At 66.1% G+C, this 23,591-nt stretch carries 20 protein-coding genes; 14 read left to right on the forward strand and 6 right to left on the reverse strand.

Features of this window, described 5'->3' with window-relative positions:
• Window positions 1-80: 80 nt before the first annotated feature.
• Entirely contained in the window at window positions 81-800 is a 720-nt protein-coding gene (locus PSEMO_RS20800) for a 16S rRNA (uracil(1498)-N(3))-methyltransferase (RefSeq protein ID WP_075804852.1), read from the forward strand.
• Here the strand turns inward: PSEMO_RS20800 and PSEMO_RS20805 are convergent.
• The 6 genes from PSEMO_RS20805 to pilG form a co-directional block, all read right to left on the reverse strand.
• Entirely contained in the window at window positions 797-1,255 is a 459-nt protein-coding gene (locus PSEMO_RS20805) for a chemotaxis protein CheW (protein WP_075804853.1), read from the reverse strand. The two genes, PSEMO_RS20800 and PSEMO_RS20805, sit on opposite strands and share 4 nt — an antisense overlap.
• Entirely contained in the window at window positions 1,248-6,500 is a 5,253-nt protein-coding gene (locus PSEMO_RS20810) for a hybrid sensor histidine kinase/response regulator (RefSeq protein WP_075804854.1), read from the reverse strand. Before PSEMO_RS20810 ends, PSEMO_RS20805 begins: the two co-directional genes overlap by 8 nt.
• Before the next feature lie 135 nt (window positions 6,501-6,635).
• Window positions 6,636-8,675 (reverse strand): methyl-accepting chemotaxis protein, encoded by a 2,040-nt coding sequence (locus PSEMO_RS20815; protein ID WP_075804855.1) that lies wholly within the window; start codon window positions 8,673-8,675, stop codon window positions 6,636-6,638.
• 18 nt (window positions 8,676-8,693) lie between these two features.
• Window positions 8,694-9,233, reverse strand: a complete 540-nt coding sequence (locus PSEMO_RS20820) for a chemotaxis protein CheW (RefSeq protein ID WP_075804856.1) — start codon at window positions 9,231-9,233, stop codon at window positions 8,694-8,696.
• A gap of 11 nt (window positions 9,234-9,244) precedes the next feature.
• Window positions 9,245-9,610, reverse strand: a complete 366-nt coding sequence (gene pilH, locus PSEMO_RS20825; RefSeq protein ID WP_075804987.1) for a twitching motility response regulator PilH — start codon at window positions 9,608-9,610, stop codon at window positions 9,245-9,247.
• Window positions 9,611-9,655: 45 nt separating this feature from the next.
• Window positions 9,656-10,066, reverse strand: a complete 411-nt coding sequence (gene pilG / locus PSEMO_RS20830) for a twitching motility response regulator PilG (RefSeq protein WP_075804857.1) — start codon at window positions 10,064-10,066, stop codon at window positions 9,656-9,658.
• 205 nt (window positions 10,067-10,271) lie between these two features.
• Between pilG and gshB the strand changes: the two genes are divergently transcribed.
• The 13 genes from gshB (at window position 10,272) to phaC (PSEMO_RS20895) (ending at window position 23,580) form a co-directional block, all read left to right on the forward strand.
• Entirely contained in the window at window positions 10,272-11,225 is a 954-nt protein-coding gene (gene gshB, locus PSEMO_RS20835) for a glutathione synthase (RefSeq protein WP_075804858.1), read from the forward strand.
• Between the two features lie 98 nt (window positions 11,226-11,323).
• On the forward strand, window positions 11,324-12,226 hold the full coding sequence (locus PSEMO_RS20840; RefSeq protein ID WP_075804859.1) for an energy transducer TonB: 903 nt from the start codon (window positions 11,324-11,326) through the stop codon (window positions 12,224-12,226).
• A 48-nt stretch (window positions 12,227-12,274) separates the two neighbouring features.
• A complete protein-coding gene (locus PSEMO_RS20845; protein ID WP_075804860.1) occupies window positions 12,275-12,844 on the forward strand; it encodes a YqgE/AlgH family protein in 570 nt (189 codons plus the stop codon).
• Window positions 12,844-13,278 (forward strand): Holliday junction resolvase RuvX, encoded by a 435-nt coding sequence (gene ruvX / locus PSEMO_RS20850; RefSeq protein WP_075804861.1) that lies wholly within the window; start codon window positions 12,844-12,846, stop codon window positions 13,276-13,278. The genes PSEMO_RS20845 and ruvX overlap by 1 nt, the downstream gene beginning before the upstream one ends.
• Window positions 13,279-13,339: 61 nt before the next feature.
• The gene (gene pyrR, locus PSEMO_RS20855; protein ID WP_075804862.1) at window positions 13,340-13,858 is read left to right on the forward strand and encodes a bifunctional pyr operon transcriptional regulator/uracil phosphoribosyltransferase PyrR; all 519 of its coding nucleotides are present in this window, start codon (window positions 13,340-13,342) and stop codon (window positions 13,856-13,858) included.
• Between the two features lie 12 nt (window positions 13,859-13,870).
• A complete protein-coding gene (locus PSEMO_RS20860) occupies window positions 13,871-14,875 on the forward strand; it encodes an aspartate carbamoyltransferase catalytic subunit (protein WP_075804863.1) in 1,005 nt (334 codons plus the stop codon).
• The gene (locus PSEMO_RS20865; RefSeq protein WP_075804864.1) at window positions 14,872-16,143 is read left to right on the forward strand and encodes a dihydroorotase; all 1,272 of its coding nucleotides are present in this window, start codon (window positions 14,872-14,874) and stop codon (window positions 16,141-16,143) included. Before PSEMO_RS20860 ends, PSEMO_RS20865 begins: the two co-directional genes overlap by 4 nt.
• A gap of 213 nt (window positions 16,144-16,356) precedes the next feature.
• A complete protein-coding gene (gene hslV / locus PSEMO_RS20870; protein ID WP_075804865.1) occupies window positions 16,357-16,887 on the forward strand; it encodes an ATP-dependent protease subunit HslV in 531 nt (176 codons plus the stop codon).
• A 76-nt stretch (window positions 16,888-16,963) separates the two neighbouring features.
• Window positions 16,964-18,301, forward strand: a complete 1,338-nt coding sequence (hslU, locus tag PSEMO_RS20875) for an ATP-dependent protease ATPase subunit HslU (protein ID WP_075804866.1) — start codon at window positions 16,964-16,966, stop codon at window positions 18,299-18,301.
• Between the two features lie 147 nt (window positions 18,302-18,448).
• A complete protein-coding gene (locus PSEMO_RS20880; RefSeq protein ID WP_075804867.1) occupies window positions 18,449-18,826 on the forward strand; it encodes a gamma-butyrobetaine hydroxylase-like domain-containing protein in 378 nt (125 codons plus the stop codon).
• Between the two features lie 358 nt (window positions 18,827-19,184).
• Complete coding sequence (gene phaC, locus PSEMO_RS20885; protein ID WP_075804868.1) at window positions 19,185-20,864, forward strand: class II poly(R)-hydroxyalkanoic acid synthase; 1,680 nt, start codon at window positions 19,185-19,187, stop codon at window positions 20,862-20,864.
• A gap of 58 nt (window positions 20,865-20,922) precedes the next feature.
• Window positions 20,923-21,774: a poly(3-hydroxyalkanoate) depolymerase gene (gene phaZ, locus PSEMO_RS20890; RefSeq protein WP_075804869.1), complete on the forward strand. Its 852-nt coding sequence runs from the start codon at window positions 20,923-20,925 to the stop codon at window positions 21,772-21,774.
• A 123-nt stretch (window positions 21,775-21,897) separates the two neighbouring features.
• Window positions 21,898-23,580 (forward strand): class II poly(R)-hydroxyalkanoic acid synthase, encoded by a 1,683-nt coding sequence (phaC, locus tag PSEMO_RS20895; protein ID WP_075804870.1) that lies wholly within the window; start codon window positions 21,898-21,900, stop codon window positions 23,578-23,580.
• The last annotated feature ends 11 nt before the right edge of the window (window positions 23,581-23,591 follow it).

Here is a 23,591-nt window from a genome sequence, read left to right on the forward strand (position 1 = left end):
GTGCACCGCTGAACCTGTGGGAGCTGGCTTGCCAGCGATGAGGCCCTAGAAAACACCCAATTTTTCATGTCGAGCCCCCAATGAGACTCTCCCGCTTTTTCATCGACGCCCCGCTGAGCCTCGGCGAGCACGATCTGCCTGAAGCCCAGGCCCATTACATCGGCCGTGTCCTGCGCATGAACGCCGGCGACGCGGTGCAGCTGTTCGACGGCAGCGGCCAGGAATACCTCGGCCAGTTGCTCGAAGTCGGCAAGAAAACCGTGCGCGTCAGCCTCGCCGAAGCCCTCCCCGGCCAGGCCGAATCACCGCTGCACATCCACCTCGGCCAGGGCCTGTCCCGCGGCGAGCGCATGGACTGGGCGATCCAGAAGGCCACCGAGCTGGGAGTGAATGTGATCACCCCGATCGTCAGCGAACGCTGCGAAGTGCGCCTGAAGGACGAACGCGCCGACAAGCGCCTGGCCCACTGGCGCCAGGTGGCGATCAGCGCCTGCGAACAATGCGGCCGCTCCAGCGTCCCGCAGATCAACCCGCCGGTAACCCTGGCCGAGTGGCTGGCCGCCAGTAACGAAGACCTGAAACTGGTCCTGCACCCGGTGGCCGAACCCCTGGTCAGCCACGAACGCCCCGCCAGCCTGGCCTTCCTGATCGGTCCGGAAGGCGGCCTGTCGGACGCCGAAGTGGAACAGGCCAAGGCCAGCGGCTTCCATTCCGCCCGCCTCGGCCCTCGGGTCCTGCGCACGGAAACCGCGCCGGTGGTGGCGCTGGCCGTGGCCCAGCAGCTGTGGGGCGACTTCTAGACCTCGGGCAGCAGCTTCTCCAGCGCTACCAGGTCCGGCACCCGGGCGACCTGCTCGCCCACCTGCACCGCCGCCAGCTCCAGTTCGGCCAGCGGGACGTCGACGTAGTTGAGCTGGCTATCGAGCTTGCACGAACGCGGAATGCCCTGCACCAGCAGGGCAAAGAAGCTGCGCGAGGTGCCGCCGAGGGCATTGAGCACGACGATCCGCGCCCGTTCACCGACCCGCGTCTGCCCGCCGCAGGCCGCCTCGAAGCTCAGCAGCGGCAAGCGCTGGCCACGCCAGTCGATCCAGCCCAGCAGCCAGGCCGGCTGGTCCGGCGCCGTGGTGCAGGCCTGGTAGCCGATCAGCTCGGCCACCGCCACGTTGGGCAGCACCAGGCTGCGGTCGCTCAAGGGCAGCAAGAGCCCGGTGAGGCTGGTTCGACGCCCGCTACGGGTTCCCTGTTCAAGCATTCTGATGACTCCAGCGGGCGATGCTCTGCAGCAGCACCGATTCCTGGTACGGCTTGCCCAGGTAGTCGTTGACGCCGATCGCCATGGCGCGGTCGCGGTGCTTCTGCCCGGTGCGCGAGGTGATCATGATGATCGGCAGGTTTTTCAGTTGCGGGTCCTGGCGCACCTGGGTGGCCACTTCGAAGCCGTCCATGCGCGGCATCTCGATATCCAGCAGCAAGACATCGGGCCGGTGCTCGGCCAGCACCGCCATGGCATCGACCCCGTCCTTGGCGGTCAGCACGTTCATGCCGTGACGCTCCAGCAAACGCCCGGTGACCTTGCGCACCGTCACCGAATCGTCCACCACCAGCACCAGCAACGGTCGCGCCGGGCCACTGCCGGCAAGCGCCGGCACTTCCCGGTCCGCCCGTCCGGCCTGCTGGGCCAGACGTAGATGCAGCCCGCGCAGTTGCGCCAGCACATCGAGAATCAGCACCACCCGGCCATCGCCGAGCAAGGTCGCCCCGGCCAGGCCCTGCACCGCAGCGAACTGCGGCCCGAGGCTCTTGACCACGATTTCGCGGCTGGCCGACAGGCTGTCCACCTGCACGGCAAACTGCTGGTCGTGGGCATGCACCAGGATCACCGGCAGCGGCAGGCTCTGGCCCAGCAACCGCGGCTGACGCTGGCCCTGCAGCAGCTCGCCGAGATAGCGCAGCTCGTAGCGCCGCCCGGCGTATTCATAGCGCGGCGGATCGAGGCGATAGCAGGCCTCCAGCTCCGCCGGCGGCACCCGTACCACGCCGTCGATGGCGTTCAGCGGCACCGCGTACTGTTCTTCGCCGCAATGCACCATCAGCGCGCGGTTGACCGACACGGTGAACGGCAGGCGGATCAGGAAGCGCGCGCCCTTGCCCACCACCGAGCTGATCACCATCGACCCGCCCAGTTGCTTGACCTCCTCATGGACCACGTCCATGCCCAGGCCGCGCCCGGAAATCTGGGTGATCTTCTCGGCCGTGGAGAACCCCGGCTGGAGGATGAACTGCATCACTTCGTGATCGCTGAGTTCACTGCGTGGGTCCAGCAGGCCACGCTTGATCGCCTTGTTGCGCACCGCTTCCAGCGGCACCCCGGCGCCATCGTCGAACATCTCGATGACGATGTCGGCGCCTTCGTGCAGCAGGTTCAGGGCGATCATGCCCTGCTCCGGCTTGCCCGCTGCCAGGCGCACCTCGCGGCTTTCCAGGCCGTGGTCGACGGCGTTGCGCAGCATGTGCTCCAGCGGCGCGACCATGCGTTCGAGCACGCTGCGGTCCATCTCGCCTTCGGCGTTACCCACCACCAGTTCGACCTGCTTGCCCAGTTCGCTGGCGGTCTGCCGCACCACCCGCTGCAAGCGCGGCACCAGGCGCTCGAAGGGCACCATGCGCGTGCGCATCAGGCCTTCCTGCAGCTCGCTGTTGACCCGTGCCTGCTGCGACAACAGGCTCTGCGCCATCTGCGTGCGGCCGGTCAGGGTTTCCTTGAGGTCGAGCAGGTCGGAGGCGGATTCGGACAGGGCCCGGGACAGCTGCTGGAGCTGGGAATGGCGGTCCATCTCCAGCGGGTCGAAGTCCTCGTAGGCATCGCCATCAGCCTGCAAGCGGCTGAGCAGTCCGCCCTGGGTTTCGGTATCCAGACGCCGCAACTGGTCGCGCATGCGCTCCAGGGTGGTTTCCATCTCGTTGAGGGCGACCTGGGCGTCGTTGATCTGCTGCTCCAGGCGTCCGCGCAGGATCGAGGTTTCCGCCGCCTGGTTGCCCAGGTCGTCGAGCAGCTCGGCGTTGACCTTGACCATGTCCAGCGCCGCACGCTCCGGCGCGGGTGCTGGTGCTTCCGCCGGGGCCTCGGCGGGCGCGGCGGCGGCGCTGTCGCTAAGGGCCGCGCTGCTGAAGTTGCGGATGTAGTCGATCAGCGCCGTGGCCGCATGCAGCGGCTGCTGCAGGCGCACCGCGTCGAGCATGTGGGCCAGGCGGTCGTGACAGTTCTGCAACAGGCTGAACAGCGCCGGGCTGGCCTGTAATTGGCCGGCGGCCAGGTGTTCGTAGAGGAATTCCAGTTCGTGGGCCAGATCGCCGATCGGGCCGATTTCCACCATGCGCGCGCCACCCTTCAGGGTGTGCAGGTCGCGCAGCAGGTTTTCCACCTCGACTGTGTTGCGCGGGTCGGCCTGCCAGCGGGTCAGCGCCCCGGCAGCGCTTTCGACGATATCCACGCCTTCTTCAAGGAAGATCTCCAGCAGCTCCTTGTCGCCTTCCTGCTCCGGTGCCTCGGCCTTGACCGTGGTCCCCGCCGGCTGGGCGTGATGGCGGAATTCGCGCAGGGCGGCAAGGCTTTCCACCACCGACTCCAGTGCCTGGCCCTGGCTCAGTTGCGCCAGCAGCCGGGCCAGCAGGGCATGGCTGCCGCGCAGCAGGCTGACCAGCTCCAGGGACGGACTATAACGCCGATCCACAAGCCCTTCGTAAAGCAGCTCCAGTTCATGGGCGAGCACATCCAGCGCACCGATGCCGGCCATCCGCGCACCGCCCTTGAGGGTGTGCAGATCCCGTTGCAGCGAAGACAGCGTCGAGGCGTTGTCGGGATCGTCGGTCCAGCGCCGGAGGGCCTGGTCGGCGCTGTCCAGCACATCGATGGCTTCTTCGAGGAAGATCGCTACCATCTCGTGGTCCACCTCCTGCCCGGCCAGCTCGCGGGTGACGTCGCCCAGCTCGGCGATGCTCGACGTACCGTCGCCCTGGCGACGGACCAGGCCCATCGCGCCAGGGTCCAGCCCCTCTTCGAGCAATTCGCGCAAGGCCAGCAAGCGCTCGGGGCAAGGCTCGACCTCCTGCCCGGCGGCGATCTGGTCAAGCATGTTGATCAAGGCTTCGTGCGCCTGCTGCGCTTCTTCAAAAAAGCGCGTGTCAGCGGCCAGGCTGCTTTCCTCGACGGCGCCATACAGGTCCAGCAGCGCCTCGCACAGCTCGTCCACCTGCCACAGATTGGCGAGGTGGGCGCTCTGGCCGAGGGTGGTGAGTTCGTCGAGCAGCGAGTTCAGTTCCTGGCGCTCGCCGGGGTGCTCCTGCCAGCGCAGCAGCAAGGATTCGGCGTCCAGCAGGATATCCATGCCCTGTTCGAGGAAGCTGGCGATCAGTTGCGGGTCGCGCTTGATCCGCAGGCTCTGGTCCGGGGAGTCGAGCAAGGCCTGGAGCCGCGCGCTGACCACCTGGTCGACCTGTTCGATCAGGATGTCGGCGCCCTTGATCGGCGCCAGCGGCGTGCTGCCGAGCTGCTCCAGGCCGCGACGCAGCAAGGGTTCGGCGGTTTGCAGCAGATAGATTTCATCGAGGTCGAAGCCCACCTGGTGGGCCTTGAACTCGCGGGCCAGCAGGTCCAGGGCGGTGGCCAGCTCGGCGATCGGCGTGACCCCGGCCATGGCCGCGCTGCCCTTGAGCGTGTGCAGCGCCCGTTGCAGATCGTCGCTGACCGGCGCCGGGAGATAGACCTCGGCATTGGCCAGGAAGGCGTCGAGCCCGGCCAGGTGGGTCTGTGCTTCGTTACGGAAGATCTCCAGCAATTGCGGGTCGAGGGGCTCGGCGTGCTCGCCATCGGCGTCGGCGTCGTTCATCGCCAGGGCGTGCAGATGGCTGGCGAGGTGTTCGACATGGGCGTGAGCATGCACCTCGCCGGTGGCGAACTCGTCGACCAGCGGGGTCATCAGGGTCATCGCCTGGCCAATCGCCTTGAGTACCTCGGCGCCGCTGCCGACGCGGCCTTCGAGCATACGGTTGAGCAAGTGCTCGCCGGCCCAGGCCAGTTCGGCCAGGACCGTGGCGCGGACCATCCGCCCGCTGCCCTTGAGCGTATGGAAACCACGGCGCAGCTCGATCAGCGCCTCGCGCGGATGGCCTTCGCCGCGCCAGCGCAGCCAGTCCTCGTCCATCTGGCCGAGGACTTCCTCGGCTTCCTCGAGAAAGACTTCGCGCAGTTCATCGTCCACCGGCTCCGGCGCAGCGATCGTGATCGGTGCCGGGTGCAGCGGCCGCGCCAGGACCGGAAAGCCCAGCGCCCCGAGGGCACGCCGGGCACGGGCCAGCAGCGGCTCGACCTCGGCCTGGAGATCGATGCTCAGGGACTGCAACGCATATTCCAGGCTGCCGATCACCTCGGCGAGGTGCTCCAGCGCGGCGCTGTCGGGCAGGCTCTCGGCCTGCAGCACATGGGCGCGAAGGTAATCGGTACAGCGCTGCACCACGGCGGCCGGATGCGGCAGCATCAGCATGGCCAGGGCGCCACGGATCTGTCCGAGCAGGTCGGGGAGCGGTTGCAGACGCACCCGGTCCCAGCCGGCCTCGAGGCAATCGGCGATCAGGTCGCGGGCCTGCAGCAGCACGCCGTAGGCCTCGTCCAGCACCAGTTGGCGGATCTCGTTGATATCGGTGCCGGTAGGCGGGGTCTGGCTGCTGGTTTCGATGGCGCCGACCATGCCGCTGAGGGTTGCCTCGGCGTACTGCAGGGCAGCGGAGACGTCGATCAGCGGCGCCTCCTGCGGCGCTTCCTTGAGCATCGACTGCAACACCGCAACCTGGTCGAGAATCACCCGGCGCGGCTGGTTGAAGCCGAGTACGGCGAGGGTATCGGCGATTTGTCGCAACGGCGCCAGCAAGGGCTCCAGGCTTTGGCCCTCACCGCGCGCGTATTGCTCGACGCGCTCCTTGATCCGCAGCAGGTCTTCGCTCAGTGCCGCCACCACCGAGCGCATGCCGTCACGGTCGGGCAGGCGGCCTTGCAAGGCATCCAGCGACAGTTCGAAGTTTTCCCCGCTACCGGGAGCGATAACCCCCAGTGCGCTTTCGCCCAGGGTCTCGACGCCGCGGGCGGCACGCAACTGGTTGAGCAATGGCAGGGCCAGCAACGGCAGGTCGCGCCGGGCAATCCGCAGGCGCTCCAGATACAGCGGCAACTGGCTCAGTGCGCGGAACAGCGCCCCTTGGGCGTTCGCCTGGCCGTCGGCCAACGCGCGGGCCAGCGCTTCCATTTCCTGGGCCAGCAGGGCCGCGCCCTTGAACTCCAGGAGCACCAGGCAACCGTGCACCTGGTGCAGCGCCTCGACACAGGCGCCCAGCCCCTCGCCTTCGCCAATGGCGAACTGCTCAAGTGCCTGGCGCGCCTGGGCCAGGCGTTCATCGATCGCCTCCCTGACCCAGGCCAGGGCGACGAAATCATGCCGGTCAGCCATGTTTACTTCCAACACATCATTCATGGGTTTGGCACGGACCCTGTGGGAGCTGGCTTGCCAGCGATTGCGATGGTGAATTCACTACAGCAATCGCTGGCAAGCCAGCTCCCACAGGGTGTCCGCGTGACGCTTTGATCAGCGCGACTCTGGCAAGGTAAAGCCCGACACCGACCGGCGCATCTCGCTGGCCATCCGCGCCAGGTTGCCGATGCTTTCCGCCGTGGCCGTGGAGCCGGACGAGGTCTGCGAGGTGATCTGCTGGATGATCGCCATGGTGTGGGAGATCTGCCCGGCCGACGAGGTCTGCAATTGCGCCGCATCGGAAATGCTCAGGATCAGCTCGGCCAGGGTCTGCGATACCCCCTCGATCTCCGCCAGGGCCACCCCGGCATCCTGGGCCAGACGCGCCCCGCGCACCACCTCGGCGGTAGTCTGCTCCATGGAAATGACCGCTTCGTTGGTGTCCACCTGGATCGCCCGCACCAGCGCCTCGATCTGCCGCGTCGCCGAGGACGAACGCTCGGCCAGGCGCTGCACTTCGTCGGCAACCACCGCAAAACCACGCCCGGCCTCGCCGGCCATGGACGCCTGGATCGCCGCATTGAGGGCCAGAATATTGGTCTGGTCGGCAATGTCGTCGATCAGGTTGACGATATCGCCGATCTCCTGGGACGACTCGCCCAAACGCTTGATCCGCTTGGCGGTGTCCTGGATCTGCTCGCGAATGTTGTCCATGCCGTGGATGGTGTTGTGCACCACCTCGTTGCCCTTGTTGGCGATGGCCACCGAGCGCTCGGCCACCTTGGCCGACTCGTAGGCGTGGTTGGACACCCGGTCGATGGACTCGGCCATGTCACCCACCGCCATGGACGCATCGGCGATCTGCTGGGCCTGGTGCTCGGAAGCCTTGGCCAGCAGGTGCGCGGTGTTCTGCGTGTCGTCCACGGCGGCGGCGACTTCCTCGGCGCTGTGGTTGATGGTCGCCACCAGGTCGCGCAACTGGTCGATGGAATAGTTGATGGAGTCGGCAATCGCCCCGGTGAAATCCTCGGTGACCGAGGCGGTGACGGTCAGGTCGCCATCGGCAAGGTCTTCGATCTCGTCGAGCAGGCGCATGATCGCCTGCTGGTTGCGCTCGTTCTTCTCGGCGGTTTCGCTGAGCCGGCGGTTGGTTTCGCGAACCATCACCGAACCGATCAGGATGATCGAGGCCAGCGCCAGCAGGCCCAGTACATAGCCACCGACGGTGTCCAGGGTGCGCCCGCTGGCGAGGTTCTCGAAGCCGTTGGCCAGGCGCGAGGCTTCATCCAGCAGGGTTTGCGACAGGCTGAAGATGTTGCCGGCCGCCTCGCGGACGCGGAACAGTTCAGGCGAGGTTTCGAGGATTTCGTCCACCGAGCCGGCAACGAACTGGAACAGCTCGGCGATTTCGCCCAGGCGCGCGCGGGCGTCGGGATCTTCGACACGGGTCACCTGGATCGCCGGGTTACCACCGAGCATGCCTTCCAGCACCTGGCCAAAGCGGTTGGCATCGCGACCGAAGGCGTCGGCCGCCTGCACCGAGGTGTCGTCACCGGCCAGCACGGTATTCACCGAGCCGAGGATGCGCTCGGCCAGCAGCGCCTGGCGCTGGGCCACGGCGACCTGGGCGGCCGGGGCGCCGCTCTGCAGGAGAATTTCCACCACCTTCTCGTACTCGACCTGCAACTGCGGCACGGTCTCGGCCAGGGTGGCGGCGACCTGGTGCAGCGACAGCACGGTCTGCTCGCTGGCGAGGATCACGTCGGTGTTCTTGCGCAGGGTCTCCCAGTCGCGCTGCACCGCGTCCATCTCGTTGCGTACTGCGGCGGGGGCCGACGGCAGTCCGGTGCTGTGGTCGCCCTTCTTCAGGTAGCCCCAGCGCTGCTCGAAATCATTGCGCGCCTCGCTCAGCAGGCGGAAGGCCACGGTCTTGCCGGAGGCCGCCTCGGTGGCGTTCTTGGCGATGCGCTGGGACAGCACGCGCAACTCGCCGGCGTGGCCGATGTACTGCTTGTCGTGGTTGGCCTGGGTGTTGAGGTAGGCGAAGTTGGCGAACAGCAGGATGATCGAGAGGATCAACACGACGAACAGCGCCGCGATCTGCGCGCTGCTGCGCGATCCTTTGAGTGAAGTGGCGGGCTTGGGCTGGCTCACGGTTCTGGCGTTCCTTTACTACAGCGCGACATCGAGAAAGCCCGGGGCCTGGGCCAGGGCGAACGGGCTGAAAATCCCCCAGCAGTGCTCACGCTGGAAGTGTCCCTGGATAAAGGGCGCCGCGCTGCCCAGCAGGGGCGACGGCGGCGACAGTTCGAGGCCGTCGAGGGCGAAATGCTGGAGGCCGAGCACTTCGTCCACCATCAGGCCGGTGAACAGCTCATCGTGATCCACCACCAGGACCCGCCGCTGCTTGCGGGTCAGATTCGCTTCGAGGCCGAGAAAACCGCCGAGGTCGGTGACCGGCAGCAGTTGCCCGCGCAGGTTGGTGACCCCGGCCACCCAGGGTTTCACCCCGGGAATCCGGCTCAGGCGCGGCGCGGTGAGGACTTCGGCGACTTCACCCATGGGCGCCACGAAACAGTGCTCGCCGAGACGAAAACCGATGCCGCTCCAGGTCTGCAGGCGGGTTTCCTGCAAGGGCAGGTCGGCGGCGTGCAGGCGGCAGCGCCGGTCGATATCCAGCAGCAGCTCGAAGGCGGTCAGCGATTCGCCCATGGTGGCGCGGGTCAAGCGGTCAGGACGCTGTTGAGCACGCGGACCAGATCGTCTTCTTCCACCGGCTTCACCAGGTAGCTCTTGGCGCCCTGGCGGGTACCCCAGACCTTGTCGGTTTCCTGGTCCTTGGTGGTAACGATGATCACCGGGATGTCCTTGGTGGCCGGGTCCTTGCTCAGTTGGCGGGTGGCCTGGAAGCCGTTCATGCCGGGCATGACGATATCCATCAGGACGGCATCGGGCTTTTCCTGGACAGCCAGGGCCACACCGTCGGCGCCATTGTTCGCCTTGAGCACCTGATGCCCATGCCTTTCGAGCATTTCGGTGAATTTGTAGGTTTCGGTCGGCGAGTCGTCGACGATAAGAATTCGGGCCATGCTGTTCCCCATGAAAGGACAGACGCCAGCGCTGGTGGGCTGGCGTCAGGGTGCGTGTTGTTCTTCCGCCGTGAAGCCCGGCACATGGGCGCGGATGGCTTCCAGCAGTTCTTCCTTGCTGAACGGTTTGGTCAGGAACTGATCACAGCCGACGATCCGTCCCCGGGCCTTGTCGAACAGACCGTCGCGGGACGACAGCATGATCACCGGGGTGTCCTTGAAAGCGCTGTTGTGCTTGACCAGGGCGCAGGTCTGGTAACCGTCCAGGCGCGGCATCAGCACGTCGACGAAGATGATGCCGGGGCGGTGGTCGACGATCTTGGCCAGGGCATCGAAACCGTCGATGGCCGTGATCACCTCGCAGCCCGCTTCGGCGAGCAGCATCTCGGCGGTGCGGCGAATCGTCTTGGAGTCGTCGATCACCATCACTTTCAATGCCGCGTCGGGCTGAACCATATTCGCTCTACCATAGCTGTCGGATAGCGCCATGCCGGCCACCTGCCACGCATTTTTAGCACACTCAGGGGGTGCATTCCATCGAGCCGGGCCGGGGCCCGGCCGCCGTGCGTTTTTCCCTTGACCGGCGGCGTCGCGGGCGCCACCCTGAGCCACTTTTCTTTGGAACCACCGCGGCCCCGCGCCGCCGAGAGGATTTACCCCCATGAGCGTTCGCCTCGGCATTGTCATGGACCCCATCGCGTCCATCTCCTACAAGAAGGACAGCTCGCTGGCCATGCTGCTGGCCGCCCAGGAGCGCGGTTGGGAGCTGTTCTACATGGAACAGAAGGACCTTTACCTGGGTGCCGGCCAGGCCCGTGCGAAAATGCGCGCGCTGAAGGTCTTCGCTAATCCCGAGCACTGGTTCGAGCTGGACGCCGAGCAGGACGCGCCCCTGGCCGACCTCAACGTGATCCTGATGCGCAAGGATCCGCCCTTCGACATGGAGTTCGTCTACAGCACCTACCTGCTGGAACAGGCCGAAGCCGAAGGCGTGCTGGTGGTCAACCGCCCGCAGAGCCTGCGCGATTGCAACGAGAAGCTCTTCGCCACCCGGTTCCCGCAGTGCATGGCGCCGACCCTGGTCAGCCGCCGCGCCGATATCCTGCGTGAATTCGCCGCCACCCACGGCGACGTGATCCTCAAGCCGCTGGACGGCATGGGCGGCGCCTCGGTGTTCCGTCACCGCCAGGGCGACCCGAACCTCTCGGTGATCCTCGAGACCCTGACCCAGCACGGCCAGCAGCAGATCATGGCGCAGGCATTCCTGCCGGCGATCACCGACGGCGACAAGCGCATCCTGATGATCGACGGCGAGCCGGTGCCTTATTGCCTGGCGCGCATCCCGGCCAGCGGCGAAACCCGTGGCAACCTGGCCGCCGGTGGCCGTGGCGAAGCCCGCCCGCTGACCGACCGCGACCGCTGGATCGCCGCCCAGGTCGGCCCGAGCCTGCGGGAAAAGGGCCTGCTGTTCGTCGGCCTCGACGTGATCGGCGACTACCTCACCGAAATCAACGTCACCAGCCCGACCTGCATCCGCGAGATCGACGCGGCCTACAACACCAATATCGGCGGGCAGTTGATGGACGCCATCGATCGCCAGCTCAAGGCACGCTGACCGACGACAAGAGGAAAGCCCGCGCAGTGGGTTATCATGCCAGTCCCTTTGGACCTGCTCACCCGCTTCGCCGGCCTTCCCCGGCTGCTGGACTCTAGATGACGCTTCCCGCCGACCTCCCCGCCGACTTCGCTCCGCCCCGCGTCCGCCCGGCGGATCGCCTCGGCTTTACCCTGTTCGTGGCGGCGCTGCTGCATCTGGCGCTGATCCTCGGGGTGAGCTTCAGCTTCGCCAAGCCGGAGGAGATCCGCCGTTCCATGGACATCACCCTGGCGATGTTCAAGAGCGAGGTGAAACCCAGGCAGGCCGATTTCCTCGCCCAGGACAACCAGCAGGGCAGCGGTACCCTGGACAAGGCCGAAGTGCCGAAGACCACCGAAGTGGCGCCGTTCCAGGACAACAAGGTGAACAAGGTCTCCCCGCCGCCGGTGTCGCGCAAGGAAGAAGTGCCCCCGCCACCCGCCAAGGCGGCAGTCACCACCGTCGCACCCAAGCCGCAGAAAGTGCAGAACGCGCCCAAGGAAGCCAAGCCACAGCCGGCGCCGAAGGCCGAGACCCCGGATTTCGACAGTTCGCAGCTGTCCAGCCAGATCGCCAGCCTCGAAGCCGAACTGGCCAACGAGCAACAGCTGTATGCCAAGCGCCCGCGCATCCACCGCATCAGCGCCGCCTCCACTGCCCGCGACAAGGGCGCCTGGTACAAGGACGAATGGCGCAAGAAGATCGAGCGCATCGGCAACCTCAACTACCCCGACGAAGCCCGGCGCCAGCAGATCTACGGCAGCCTGCGGCTGATGGTGTCGATCAACCGCGACGGCTCGCTGTATGAAGTGCTGGTGCTGGAATCGTCCGGCCAGCCGCTGCTGGACCAGGCCGCGCAGCGCATCGTGCGCCTTGCCGCGCCGTTCGCGCCGCTGACCGGCGACCTGAACGATGTCGACCGCCTGGAAATCGTCCGCACCTGGCGCTTTGCCCGGGGCGACCGCCTGTCCAGCAATTAACGACGCCGCAGCTTGTCAGCCCGGCCCCTCGCCGCCACACTAGCCGCTATGAAAAATTTCAGCCCGAGTTACCTCAAGCATCAGTTCCTGATCGCCATGCCCCACATGGCCGACCCGAACTTTGCCCATACCCTGACCTACATCGTTGAACACAACGAGAGTGGCGCCATGGGCCTGGTGATCAACCGTCCGCAGGAGCTGAACCTGGCCGATATCCTCGAGCAGTTGCGCCCCGAGGAAGAACCGTCGCCGCTCAGCGTCAACGTACCGATCTATATCGGCGGGCCGGTGCAGACCGATCGCGGTTTCGTCCTGCACACGCCGGAGCAGTCCTACCAGGCCACCATCCAGCTCGACGGCCTGGCCCTGACCACCTCCCAGGACGTGCTGTTCGCCATCGCCGAGGGGCGCGGCCCGCAGCAGAGCCTGATCACCCTCGGCTACGCCGGCTGGGAAGCCGGGCAACTGGAAGCGGAACTGGCCGACAACGCCTGGCTGAACTGCCCGTTCGACGCCCAGATCCTCTTCGGCACCGACACCGAGCTGCGCCTGAACGCTGCCGCCGCACGCCTGGGCATCAACCTCAGCCTGCTGACCAGCCAGGCGGGGCACGCCTGATGGCCGAGCTTCGTCTGCTGCTGGGTTTCGACTACGGCAGCAAGCAGATCGGCGTCGCCGTCGGCCAGGTCATCACCGGCCAGGCCCGCGAACTGTGCACGCTGAAAGCGCAGAACGGCGTGCCGGACTGGAACCAGGTGGAAAAACTCATCAAGGAATGGAAGCCCGATGCCATTGTCGTCGGCCTGCCGCTGAACATGGACGGCACGCCCAGCGAAATGAGCGAGCGCGCCGAGAAGTTCGCCCGCCGCCTGAACGGCCGCTTCAACCTGCCGGTACACACCCACGACGAGCGCCTGACCACCTTCGAGGCCAAGGGCGAGCGCATGGCCCGTGGCGGCCAGCGCGGCAGTTACCGCGACAACCCGGTCGATGCCATCGCCGCCGCCCTGCTCCTGCAAGGCTGGCTGGAGGCCAATACCGCGCAGTCGTAACCCCCGATCATCGGTTACAAGCCGGGCCAGCCTCACTGCCCCGGCCTTTTGAGGAGCAAGCATGAGCCTACCCAATCCCGCCGACCTGATCCGGCAGATGGCCGTCGACCTACGCGCCCACCTGAGTCGGCGCAACATCGCCGAGCCGCGCTATATCGGTATCCGTACCGGTGGCGTCTGGGTGGCCCAGGCCCTGCTGGACGAGCTGGGCAGCCAGGAACCCCTCGGCACCCTCGACGTCTCCTTCTACCGTGACGATTTCAGCCAGAACGGCCTGCACCCGCAGGTGCGCCCGTCGGAGCTGCCGTTCGAGATCGAAGGCCAGCACCTGGTGCTGGTGGACGACGTGCTGATGAGCGGCCGGACCATCCGCGCCGCCCTCAACGAACTCTTCGACTATGGCCGTCCGGCCAGCGTGACCCTGGTCTGCCTGCTCGATCTGGATGCCGGCGAACTGCCGATCCGTCCGAACGTGGTCGGCGCGACCCTGTCCCTGGCCGCCCATGAACGGGTAAAATTGACCGGCCCCGCGCCGCTCGCCCTCGAGCGCCAGGACCTCGCCTCCGCTTCCGCCCTTTAAGAGTCCCCCGCGATGACGCCAATCGACGCCAAGCGCCCGCTGCAGCTCAATGATCAGGGCCAGCTGCGCCACTTCCTCTCGCTCGACGGCCTGCCCCGCGAGCTGCTCACCGAAATCCTCGATACCGCCGACTCGTTCCTCGAAGTCGGCGCCCGGGCGGTGAAAAAAGTCCCGTTGCTGCGCGGCAAGACCGTGTGCAACGTGTTCTTCGAGAACTCCACCCGCACCCGCACCACCTTCGAACTGGCCGCCCAGCGCCTGTCGGCGGACGTGATCACCCTGAACGTGTCGACCTCCTCGACCAGCAAGGGCGAGACCCTGTTCGACACCCTGCGCAACCTCGAGGCCATGGCCGCCGACATGTTCGTGGTGCGCCACGCCGACTCCGGCGCTGCCCACTTCATTGCCGAGCACGTCTGCCCCGAGGTGGCGATCATCAACGGCGGCGACGGCCGTCACGCCCACCCGACCCAGGGCATGCTCGACATGCTCACCATCCGTCGGCACAAGGGCGGTTTCGAAAATCTCTCGGTGGCCATCGTCGGCGACATCCTGCACTCGCGGGTGGCGCGCTCGAACATGCTCGCGCTGAAAGCCCTGGGTTGCCCGGATATCCGCGTGATCGGCCCGAAAACCCTGCTGCCGATCGGTATCGAGCAGTACGGCGTGAAGGTCTACACCGACCTCGCCGAGGGCCTGAAGGACGTCGACGTGGTGATCATGCTGCGCCTGCAGCGCGAGCGCATGGCCGGAGGCCTGCTGCCGAGCGAGGGCGAGTTCTACCGCCTGTTCGGCCTGACCACCGCCCGCCTGGCCGGGGCGAAGCCGGATGCCATCGTCATGCACCCGGGGCCGATCAACCGCGGCGTGGAAATCGAGTCGGCGGTGGCCGACGGCGCCCACTCGGTGATCCTCAACCAGGTCACCTACGGTATCGCCGTGCGCATGGCGGTACTGTCCATGGCCATGAGCGGGCAGAACGCCCAACGTCAATTCGAGCAGGAGAACGCCCAGTGACCCTCAGCATCCTCGGCGCCCGGGTCATCGACCCCAACAGCGGCCTGGACCAGGTCACCGACCTGCATGTCGAAGGCGGCAAGATCGTCGCCATCGGTGCCGCCCCGACCGGCTTCAAGGCGGCGCGCAGCATCGACGCTGCCGGCCTGGTCGCTGCACCCGGCCTGGTCGACCTCAGCGTCGCCCTGCGCGAGCCCGGCTACAGCCGCAAGGGCACCATCGCCAGCGAAACCCGCGCCGCCGCTGCCGGTGGTGTCACCAGCCTGTGCTGCCCGCCGCGCACGAAACCTGTGCTGGACACCTCGGCCGTGGCCGAACTGATCCTCGACCGTGCCCGTGCCGCCGGTCATGCCAAGGTGTTCCCGATCGGCGCCCTGAGCAAGGGCCTGGAAGGCGAGCAACTGGCCGAACTGGTGGCCCTGCGTGATGCCGGTTGCGTCGCGTTCGGCAACGGCCTGGAAAGCTTCCGTAACACTCGCACCCTGTGCCGGGCGCTGGAATACGCGGCGACCTTCGACCTGACCGTGATCTTCCACTCCCAGGACCGCGACCTGGCCGCTGGCGGCCTGGCCCACGAAGGCGCCATGGCCAGCTTCCTCGGCCTGCCGGGCATTCCGGAGACTGCGGAAACCGTGGCCCTGGCCCGTGACCTGCTGCTGGTCGAGCAGACCGGCGTGCGCGCCCACTTCAGCCAGCTGACCAGCGCCCGTGGCGCCCAGCTGATCGCCCAGGCCCAGGCCCGTGGCCTGCCGGTGACCGCCGATGTGGCGCTGTACCAGCTGATCCTCACCGACGAAGCGCTGGTGGACTTCTCCAGCCTGTACCACGTGCAACCGCCGCTGCGCACCCGCGCCGACCGCGACGGCCTGCGTGAAGCGGTGAAATCCGGGGTGATCCAGGCGATCTCCAGCCATCACCAGCCTCACGAGCGGGATGCCAAGCTGGCGCCGTTCGGCGCGACCGAGCCGGGGATCAGCAGCGTGGAAGTGCTGTTGCCGCTGGCGATGACCCTGGTCGCGGATGGTCTCCTAGACCTGCCGACCCTGCTCAAGCGCCTCTCGGCCGGCCCTGCCGCAGCCCTGCGCCTGCCGGTAGGCGAGCTGAAGACCGGCGCTGCTGCCGACCTGGTGCTGTTCGACCCGCAAGCCTCCACCGTGGCGGGCGAGCAATGGCGCTCGAAGGGCGACAACTGCCCGTTCATCGGCCACTGCCTGCCGGGTGCCGTGCGTTATACCGTGGTGGATGGGCATATCAGCCACGAAGGCTGAGGCTTCAAAAGCATCGCTGGCAAGCCAGCTCCCACAGGTTCACTGCAAGGCTCAGGCCTGAGGTGATCCCTGTGGGAGCTGGCTTGCCAGCGATTGGGGCACCGCAGTCTCCGACCAAGGTCGCACCACCCGTCCCCCAAGGTTGAAATCCTTCCCCCCACCCCCATATCAGTCTGCACAGGCATTTTCGCCCCGCTGCGTGGAGACTCTCCCTTGACCACCATCGTTTCAGTTCGTCGCCACGGCAAAGTCGTCATGGGCGGCGACGGCCAGGTTTCCCTCGGCAACACCGTGATGAAAGGCAACGCCAAGAAGGTCCGGCGCCTGTACCACGGCCAGGTCATCGCTGGCTTCGCCGGCGCCACCGCCGACGCCTTCACCCTCTTCGAGCGCTTCGAAGGCCAGCTGGAAAAACACCAGGGCCATCTGATCCGCGCCGCCGTCGAGCTGGCCAAGGAATGGCGTACCGACCGTTCCCTGAGCCGCCTGGAAGCCATGCTCGCGGTCGCCAACAAGGACGCCTCGCTGATCATCACCGGCAACGGTGACGTGGTCGAGCCGGAAGACGGCCTGATCGCCATGGGCTCCGGCGGCGCCTTCGCCCAGGCCGCCGCCCGCGCCCTGCTGAACAAGACCGACCTGTCGGCCCGGGAAATCGCCGAGACCGCCCTGAACATCGCCGGCGACATCTGCGTGTTCACCAACCACAACCTGACCATCGAGGAGCAGGACCTGGCCGAGTGATTCAGCTGATCTGGCGCCCGGATACACCGCCGGGCTTTTCCACGCTGAATGCATTGCCACGGGACCACCACATACCATGTCCATGACCCCCCGCGAGATCGTCCACGAACTCAACCGCCATATCATCGGCCAGGACGACGCCAAGCGCGCCGTCGCCATCGCCCTGCGCAACCGCTGGCGGCGCATGCAGCTCCCCGCCGAGCTGCGCGCCGAGGTGACGCCGAAAAACATCCTGATGATCGGCCCGACCGGCGTCGGCAAGACCGAAATCGCCCGCCGCCTGGCCAAGCTGGCCAACGCGCCGTTCATCAAGGTCGAAGCGACCAAGTTCACCGAAGTCGGTTACGTCGGCCGCGACGTCGAGTCGATCATCCGTGACCTGGCCGACGCCGCGATCAAGATGCTCCGCGAGCAGGAAATGGTCCGCGTGCGCCACCGCGCCGAGGACGCCGCCGAGGACCGTATCCTCGACGCCCTGCTGCCACCGGCCCGCGCCGGCTTCAACGAAGACGCCGCGCCAAGCGCCGACTCCAACACCCGCCAGCTGTTCCGCAAGCGCCTGCGCGAAGGCCAGCTGGACGACAAGGAAATCGAGATCGAAGTGGCCGAGGCCGTGGGTGTCGACATTTCCGCGCCGCCGGGCATGGAAGAGATGACCAACCAGTTGCAAAGCCTGTTCGCCAACATGGGCAAGGGCAAGCGCAAGAGCCGCAAGCTGAAGGTGAAAGAAGCCCTCAAGCTGGTGCGTGACGAAGAAGCCGGGCGCCTGGTCAACGAGGAAGAGCTCAAGGGCAAGGCCCTGGAAGCGGTCGAGCAGCACGGCATCGTGTTCATCGACGAGATCGACAAGGTGGCCAAGCGCGGCAACGTCGGCGGCGCCGATGTGTCCCGCGAAGGCGTGCAGCGCGACCTGCTGCCGCTGATCGAAGGCTGCACCGTCAACACCAAGCTGGGCATGGTCAAGACCGACCATATCCTGTTCATCGCCTCCGGCGCCTTCCACCTGAGCAAGCCGAGCGACCTGGTCCCCGAGCTGCAAGGCCGCCTGCCGATCCGCGTCGAACTCAAGGCCCTGAGCCCGGAAGACTTCGAGCGCATCCTCAGCGAGCCACATGCCTCGCTGACCCTGCAGTACACCGAGCTGCTGAAGACCGAGGGCCTGCACATCGAGTTCGCCCCGGAAGGCATCAAGCGCCTGGCCGAGATCGCCTGGCAGGTCAACGAGAAGACCGAGAACATCGGTGCCCGTCGCCTGCACACCCTGCTCGAGCGCCTGCTCGAAGAGGTGTCGTTCAGCGCCGGCGACCTGGCGGCCGCCCACGACGAAGCGCCGATCCGCATCGACGCCGAGTACGTCAACAGCCACCTCGGTGAACTGGCGCAGAACGAAGACCTGTCGCGCTACATCCTCTAACCCCAGCTGCAAGCTTTAAGCCGCAAGCTGCAAGCGACCTGTGTCGCCTTGCAGCTTGCGTTCTTTCAGGAGAGCAGCAAACGCAAGCTCGACACCGCCCTCTTGCAGCTTGTAGCTTGAAGCTTGAAGCCAAGGAGCCCCGTCGAAATGCCCCGCCTGCCCACCGCGATCAACCTGCACAAAGCCTCGAAGACCCTGAGCCTGACCTACGGCCCGGGCGAGGTGTACCAACTGCCCGCCGAGTTCCTGCGCGTGCACTCCCCCTCCGCCGAGGTCCAGGGCCACGGCAATCCCATCCTGCAATTTGGCAAGATCAACGTCGGCCTCGACAAGATCGAACCCGCCGGCCAGTACGCACTGAAACTGACCTTCGACGACGGCCATGACAGCGGCCTGTTCACCTGGGAATACCTCGAGCAGCTGTGCCTGCGCCAGGATGAGCTGTGGGCTGAATATCTCGCCGATCTCGCCGCCGCCGGCAAATCCCGCGACCCTTCCGAGTCTGTCATCAAGCTGATGCTCTAGTCCGGCACTCTGCTGTTTTAGAGCGCATTTTCTAACCCGATCTGCTTGAATGCCCACGGCAGCGGCCATCATCTGGCCGGCTTGCGCATTGATGGAAAGTCGGGTAACCAATGGGTCTGGCAGGTTCCCTGCATCCTTCAGCACGAAGGCAGGGAACGGGCCGGCAGGTAGAGAACGCGAGCGAAAGCAGGCTGTCTTCACGCGCACACATAAAGTCCGCAACGCTCAGCGCCCCTCTCGGCCGGCCGCAGGATCGCAACTCGTTTATCACTGGTCACCCGAGCAGCAGTACCGGCATTGGTCTGTGCATTACCAGTCGCCGAACCGGTACTCGTCTCAGGACAACGGAGCGTCGTAGATGAGCAACAAGAGTAACGATGACCTGCAGCGCCAAGCCTCGGAAAACACCCTGGGTCTGAACCCGGTCATAGGCTTGCGCCGCAAGGATTTGCTGACTTCTGCCCGCATGGTGCTGCGCCAGGCCATCCGGCAACCGCTGCACAGCGCCAAGCACGTCGCGCACTTCGGCATGGAGCTGAAAGACGTGATCTTCGGTAAATCCAGCCTGCAGCCGGAAAGCGACGACCGTCGTTTCAACGATCCGGCCTGGAGCCAGAACCCCCTGTATCGCCGCTACCTGCAGACCTACCTGGCCTGGCGCAAGGAGCTGCATGACTGGGTCGGCGACAGCAGCATGTCCGACACCGATATCAGCCGCGCCCACTTCGTCATCAACCTGATGACCGAAGCCATGGCCCCGACCAACACCATGGCCAACCCGGCGGCGGTCAAGCGCTTCTTCGAGACCGGCGGCAAGAGCCTGCTCGACGGCCTGTCCAACCTGGCCAAGGACATGGTCAACAACGGCGGCATGCCCAGCCAGGTGAACATGGAAGCTTTCGAGGTCGGCAAGAACCTCGGCACCAGCGAAGGCTCGGTGGTGTACCGCAACGATGTGCTGGAGCTGATCCAGTACGGCCCGATCACCGAGCAGGTCCACGAGCGGCCGCTGCTGGTGGTGCCGCCGCAGATCAACAAGTTCTACGTCTTCGACCTCAGCCCGGAAAAGAGCCTGGCGCGCTTCTGCCTGCGCTCCACCGTGCAGACCTTCATCGTCAGTTGGCGCAACCCGACCAAGGCCCAGCGCGAGTGGGGCCTGTCGACCTATATCGACGCGCTCAAGGAAGCGGTCGACGTGGTCCTGGAAATCACCGGCAGCGACGACCTGAACATGCTCGGCGCCTGCTCCGGCGGCATCACCTGCACCGCGCTGGTCGGCCACTACGCCGCACTGGGCGAGCGCAAGGTGAATGCCCTGACCCTGCTGGTCAGCGTGCTCGACACCACTCTCGACACCCAGGTTGCGCTGTTCGTCGACGAGCAGACCCTCGAGGCGGCCAAGCGCCATTCGTACCAGGCCGGGGTCCTGGAGGGCCGCGACATGGCCAAGGTGTTCGTCTGGATGCGCCCCAACGACCTGATCTGGAACTACTGGGTCAACAACTACCTGCTGGGCAACGAGCCGCCGGTGTTCGACATCCTGTTCTGGAACAACGACACCACGCGCCTGCCCGCGGCCTTCCACGGCGACCTGATCGAGATGTTCAAGAATAACCCGCTGACCCGTCCCGATGCCCTGGAAGTGTGCGGCACGCCGATCGACCTGAAGCAGGTAACCACCGATATCTTCTGCGTCGCCGGCACCGCCGACCACATCACCCCTTGGCAGTCCTGCTACAAGTCGGCGCAACTGTTCGGAGGCAACGTCGAGTTCCTGCTGTCCAACAGTGGACACATCCAGAGCATCCTCAACCCGCCGGGCAACCCCAAGGCACGCTACATGACCAGCAAGGAGATGCCTGCCGACGCCAACGAGTGGCAGGAGAACTCCAACAAGCACACCGATTCCTGGTGGCTGTACTGGCAGAACTGGCTGAGCGAGCGCTCCGGCGAGCTGAAACCGGCGCCGGGCGTACTCGGCAACAAGGCCTACCCGGCAGGCGAGGCGTCGCCGGGCACTTACGTCCACGAGCGTTGAAAGCGCCGCGCCGCCGGCCTGAAACCGGCGGCGCCTTATTAGCCAACAGGGTCCGCGCATGCCGCAACCGTACGTTTTCCGAACCGTCGACCTGGATGGCCAGACCATCCGCACCGCGGTTCGTCCCGGCAAGCCGCACTTGACGCCGCTGCTGATCTTCAACGGCATCGGCGCCAACCTTGAGCTGGTCTTCCCCTTTATCCAGGCCCTCGACCCGGACCTCGAAGTCATTGCCTTCGACGTACCCGGGGTCGGTGGTTCCTCGACGCCCAAGCATCCTTATCGCTTCCCCGGCCTGGCCAAGCTGGCCGCGCGCATGCTCGACTACCTCGACTATGGCCAGGTCAATGCCATCGGCGTGTCCTGGGGCGGCGCCCTGGCCCAGCAGTTCGCCCACGACTACCCGGAGCGCTGCAAGAAACTGGTGCTGGCCGCCACCGCCGCCGGTGCGGTGATGGTGCCGGGCAAGCCCAAGGTGCTGTGGATGATGGCCAGCCCGCGACGCTACGTGCAGCCGTCCCACGTGATCCGCATCGCCCCGCTGATCTACGGCGGCGCCTTCCGCCGCGACCCGGACCTGGCCCTGTCCCATGCTTCCAAGGTGCGCTCCGGGGGCAAGCTCGGCTACTACTGGCAACTGTTCGCCGGCCTCGGCTGGACCAGCGCCCACTGGCTGCACAAGATCCAGCAACCGACCCTGGTGCTGGCCGGCGACGACGATCCGCTGATCCCCTTGATCAATATGCGCTTTCTCGCTTGGCGAATTCCCAATGCCCAGCTACACATAATCGACGATGGACATTTGTTTCTGATTACCCGTGCCGAGGCCGTGGCGCCGATCATCATGAAGTTCCTGCAGCAGGAACGGCAACGCGCGGTCATGCATCCCCGGCCCGCCCCGAGCGCCTGAACCGCCCCTCATCGCCCGCACTTTCGACAGGAGCGTCGAAGCATGCGGGCGCGCTGGACGAGGTGGGGTCGCTCATGAATCCAGGTTCAGTTTGTCGATGGCTCGACGACGGAGTGTTGCCCGATGAAAGACAAACCCACGAAGGCCGTGGCGCCCACCCCCGCCACCTATATCAACGTGCAGAGCGCGATCACCGGCGTGCGCGGCCGCGACCTGATCTCGACCCTGCGCAGCGTCGGCCGTCACGGGCTGCGGCATCCGTTCTATACCGCCCGGCACATGCTCGAACTGGGCGGGCAACTCGGCCGTGTGCTGCTCGGCGATACGCTGCATCAACCCGGCTCGCGGGACAACCGCTTCAGTGATCCGGCCTGGAGCCACAATCCCTTCTACCGGCGTGGCCTGCAGGCGTACCTGGCCTGGCAGAAACAGACGCGTCGATGGATCGAGGAAAGCAGCCTGAGCGAGGACGATCGCACCCGCGCGCATTTTCTCTTCACATTGCTCAATGACGCCGTGTCGCCGAGCAATACCCTGCTCAACCCGCTGGCGGTCAAGGAAGTATTCAACTCCGGCGGCCTGAGCCTGGTGCGCGGGCTTGGCCATCTGCTCGACGACCTGCGCCACAACAACGGCATGCCGCGCCAGGTCGAGAAGGACGCCTTCGAGGTCGGCCGCAACCTGGCCACCACCCCCGGCGCGGTGGTGTTTCGCAACGAGCTGATGGAGCTGATCCAGTACAAGTCGATGAGCGAAAAGCAGTACGCCCGGCCGCTGCTGATCGTGCCGCCGCAGATCAACAAGTTCTATGTGTTCGACCTCAACCCGGCCAACAGCTACGTGCAGTACATGCTCAAGAACAACCTCCAGGTGTTCATGATCAGCTGGCGCAACCCGGATCCACGCCACCGCGAGTGGGGCCTGTCGAGCTATGTGGCGGCGCTGGAAGAGGCGATGAACGCCTGCCGCTCGATCACCGGCAGCCGCGACGTCAACCTGATGGGCGCCTGTGCCGGGGGCCTGACCATGGCCGCCTTGCAGGGCCATCTGCAGGCCAAGCGGCAACTGCGCCGGGTGCACAGCGCCACCTATCTGGTCAGCCTGCTGGACACCCAGCTGGAAAGTGCCGCCAGCCTGTTCGCCGACGAGGAGACCCTCGAATCCGCCAAGCGCCGCTCCTATCAGCACGGGGTGCTGGATGGCGCCGAGATGGGGCGGATCTTCGCCTGGATGCGGCCCAACGACCTGGTGTGGAACTACTTCGTCAACAACTACCTGCTGGGCAAGACGCCGCCGCCGTTCGACATCCTCTACTGGAACAACGACACCACGCGGCTGCCGGCCGCCTTGCACGGCGACCTGCTGGACTTCTTCAAGTACAACCCGCTGGCCCACCCGGCCGGGCTGGAGGTGTGCGGCACGCCGATCGACCTGGGCAAGATCACCGTCGACAGCTTCCACGTGGGCGGGCACAACGACCACATCACCCCGTGGGACGCGGTGTACCGTTCGGCGTTGCTGCTGGGGGGCGAGCGGCGTTTCGTGCTGTCCAACAGCGGCCATGTGCAGAGCATCATCAACCCGCCGGGCAACCCCAAGGCCCACTACGTGCTCAACCCCAAGCTCAGCGGCGACCCGCGGGCCTGGTACTACGACGCCGAGAAGACCGAGGGCAGCTGGTGGCCGCTATGGCTGGACTGGATGCAGGCGCGTTCCGGCGCCCTGCGTGAAACCGGCACCACCCTGGGCAGCGCCAGCTACCCGGCCATGGAGCCCGCACCTGGCAACTACGTGCTGGTGCGCTGATCAGAGGACTG

Origin of the sequence: Pseudomonas putida (assembly GCF_001941965.1) — a bacterium.
Taxonomy (GTDB): domain Bacteria; phylum Pseudomonadota; class Gammaproteobacteria; order Pseudomonadales; family Pseudomonadaceae; genus Aquipseudomonas; species Aquipseudomonas putida_L.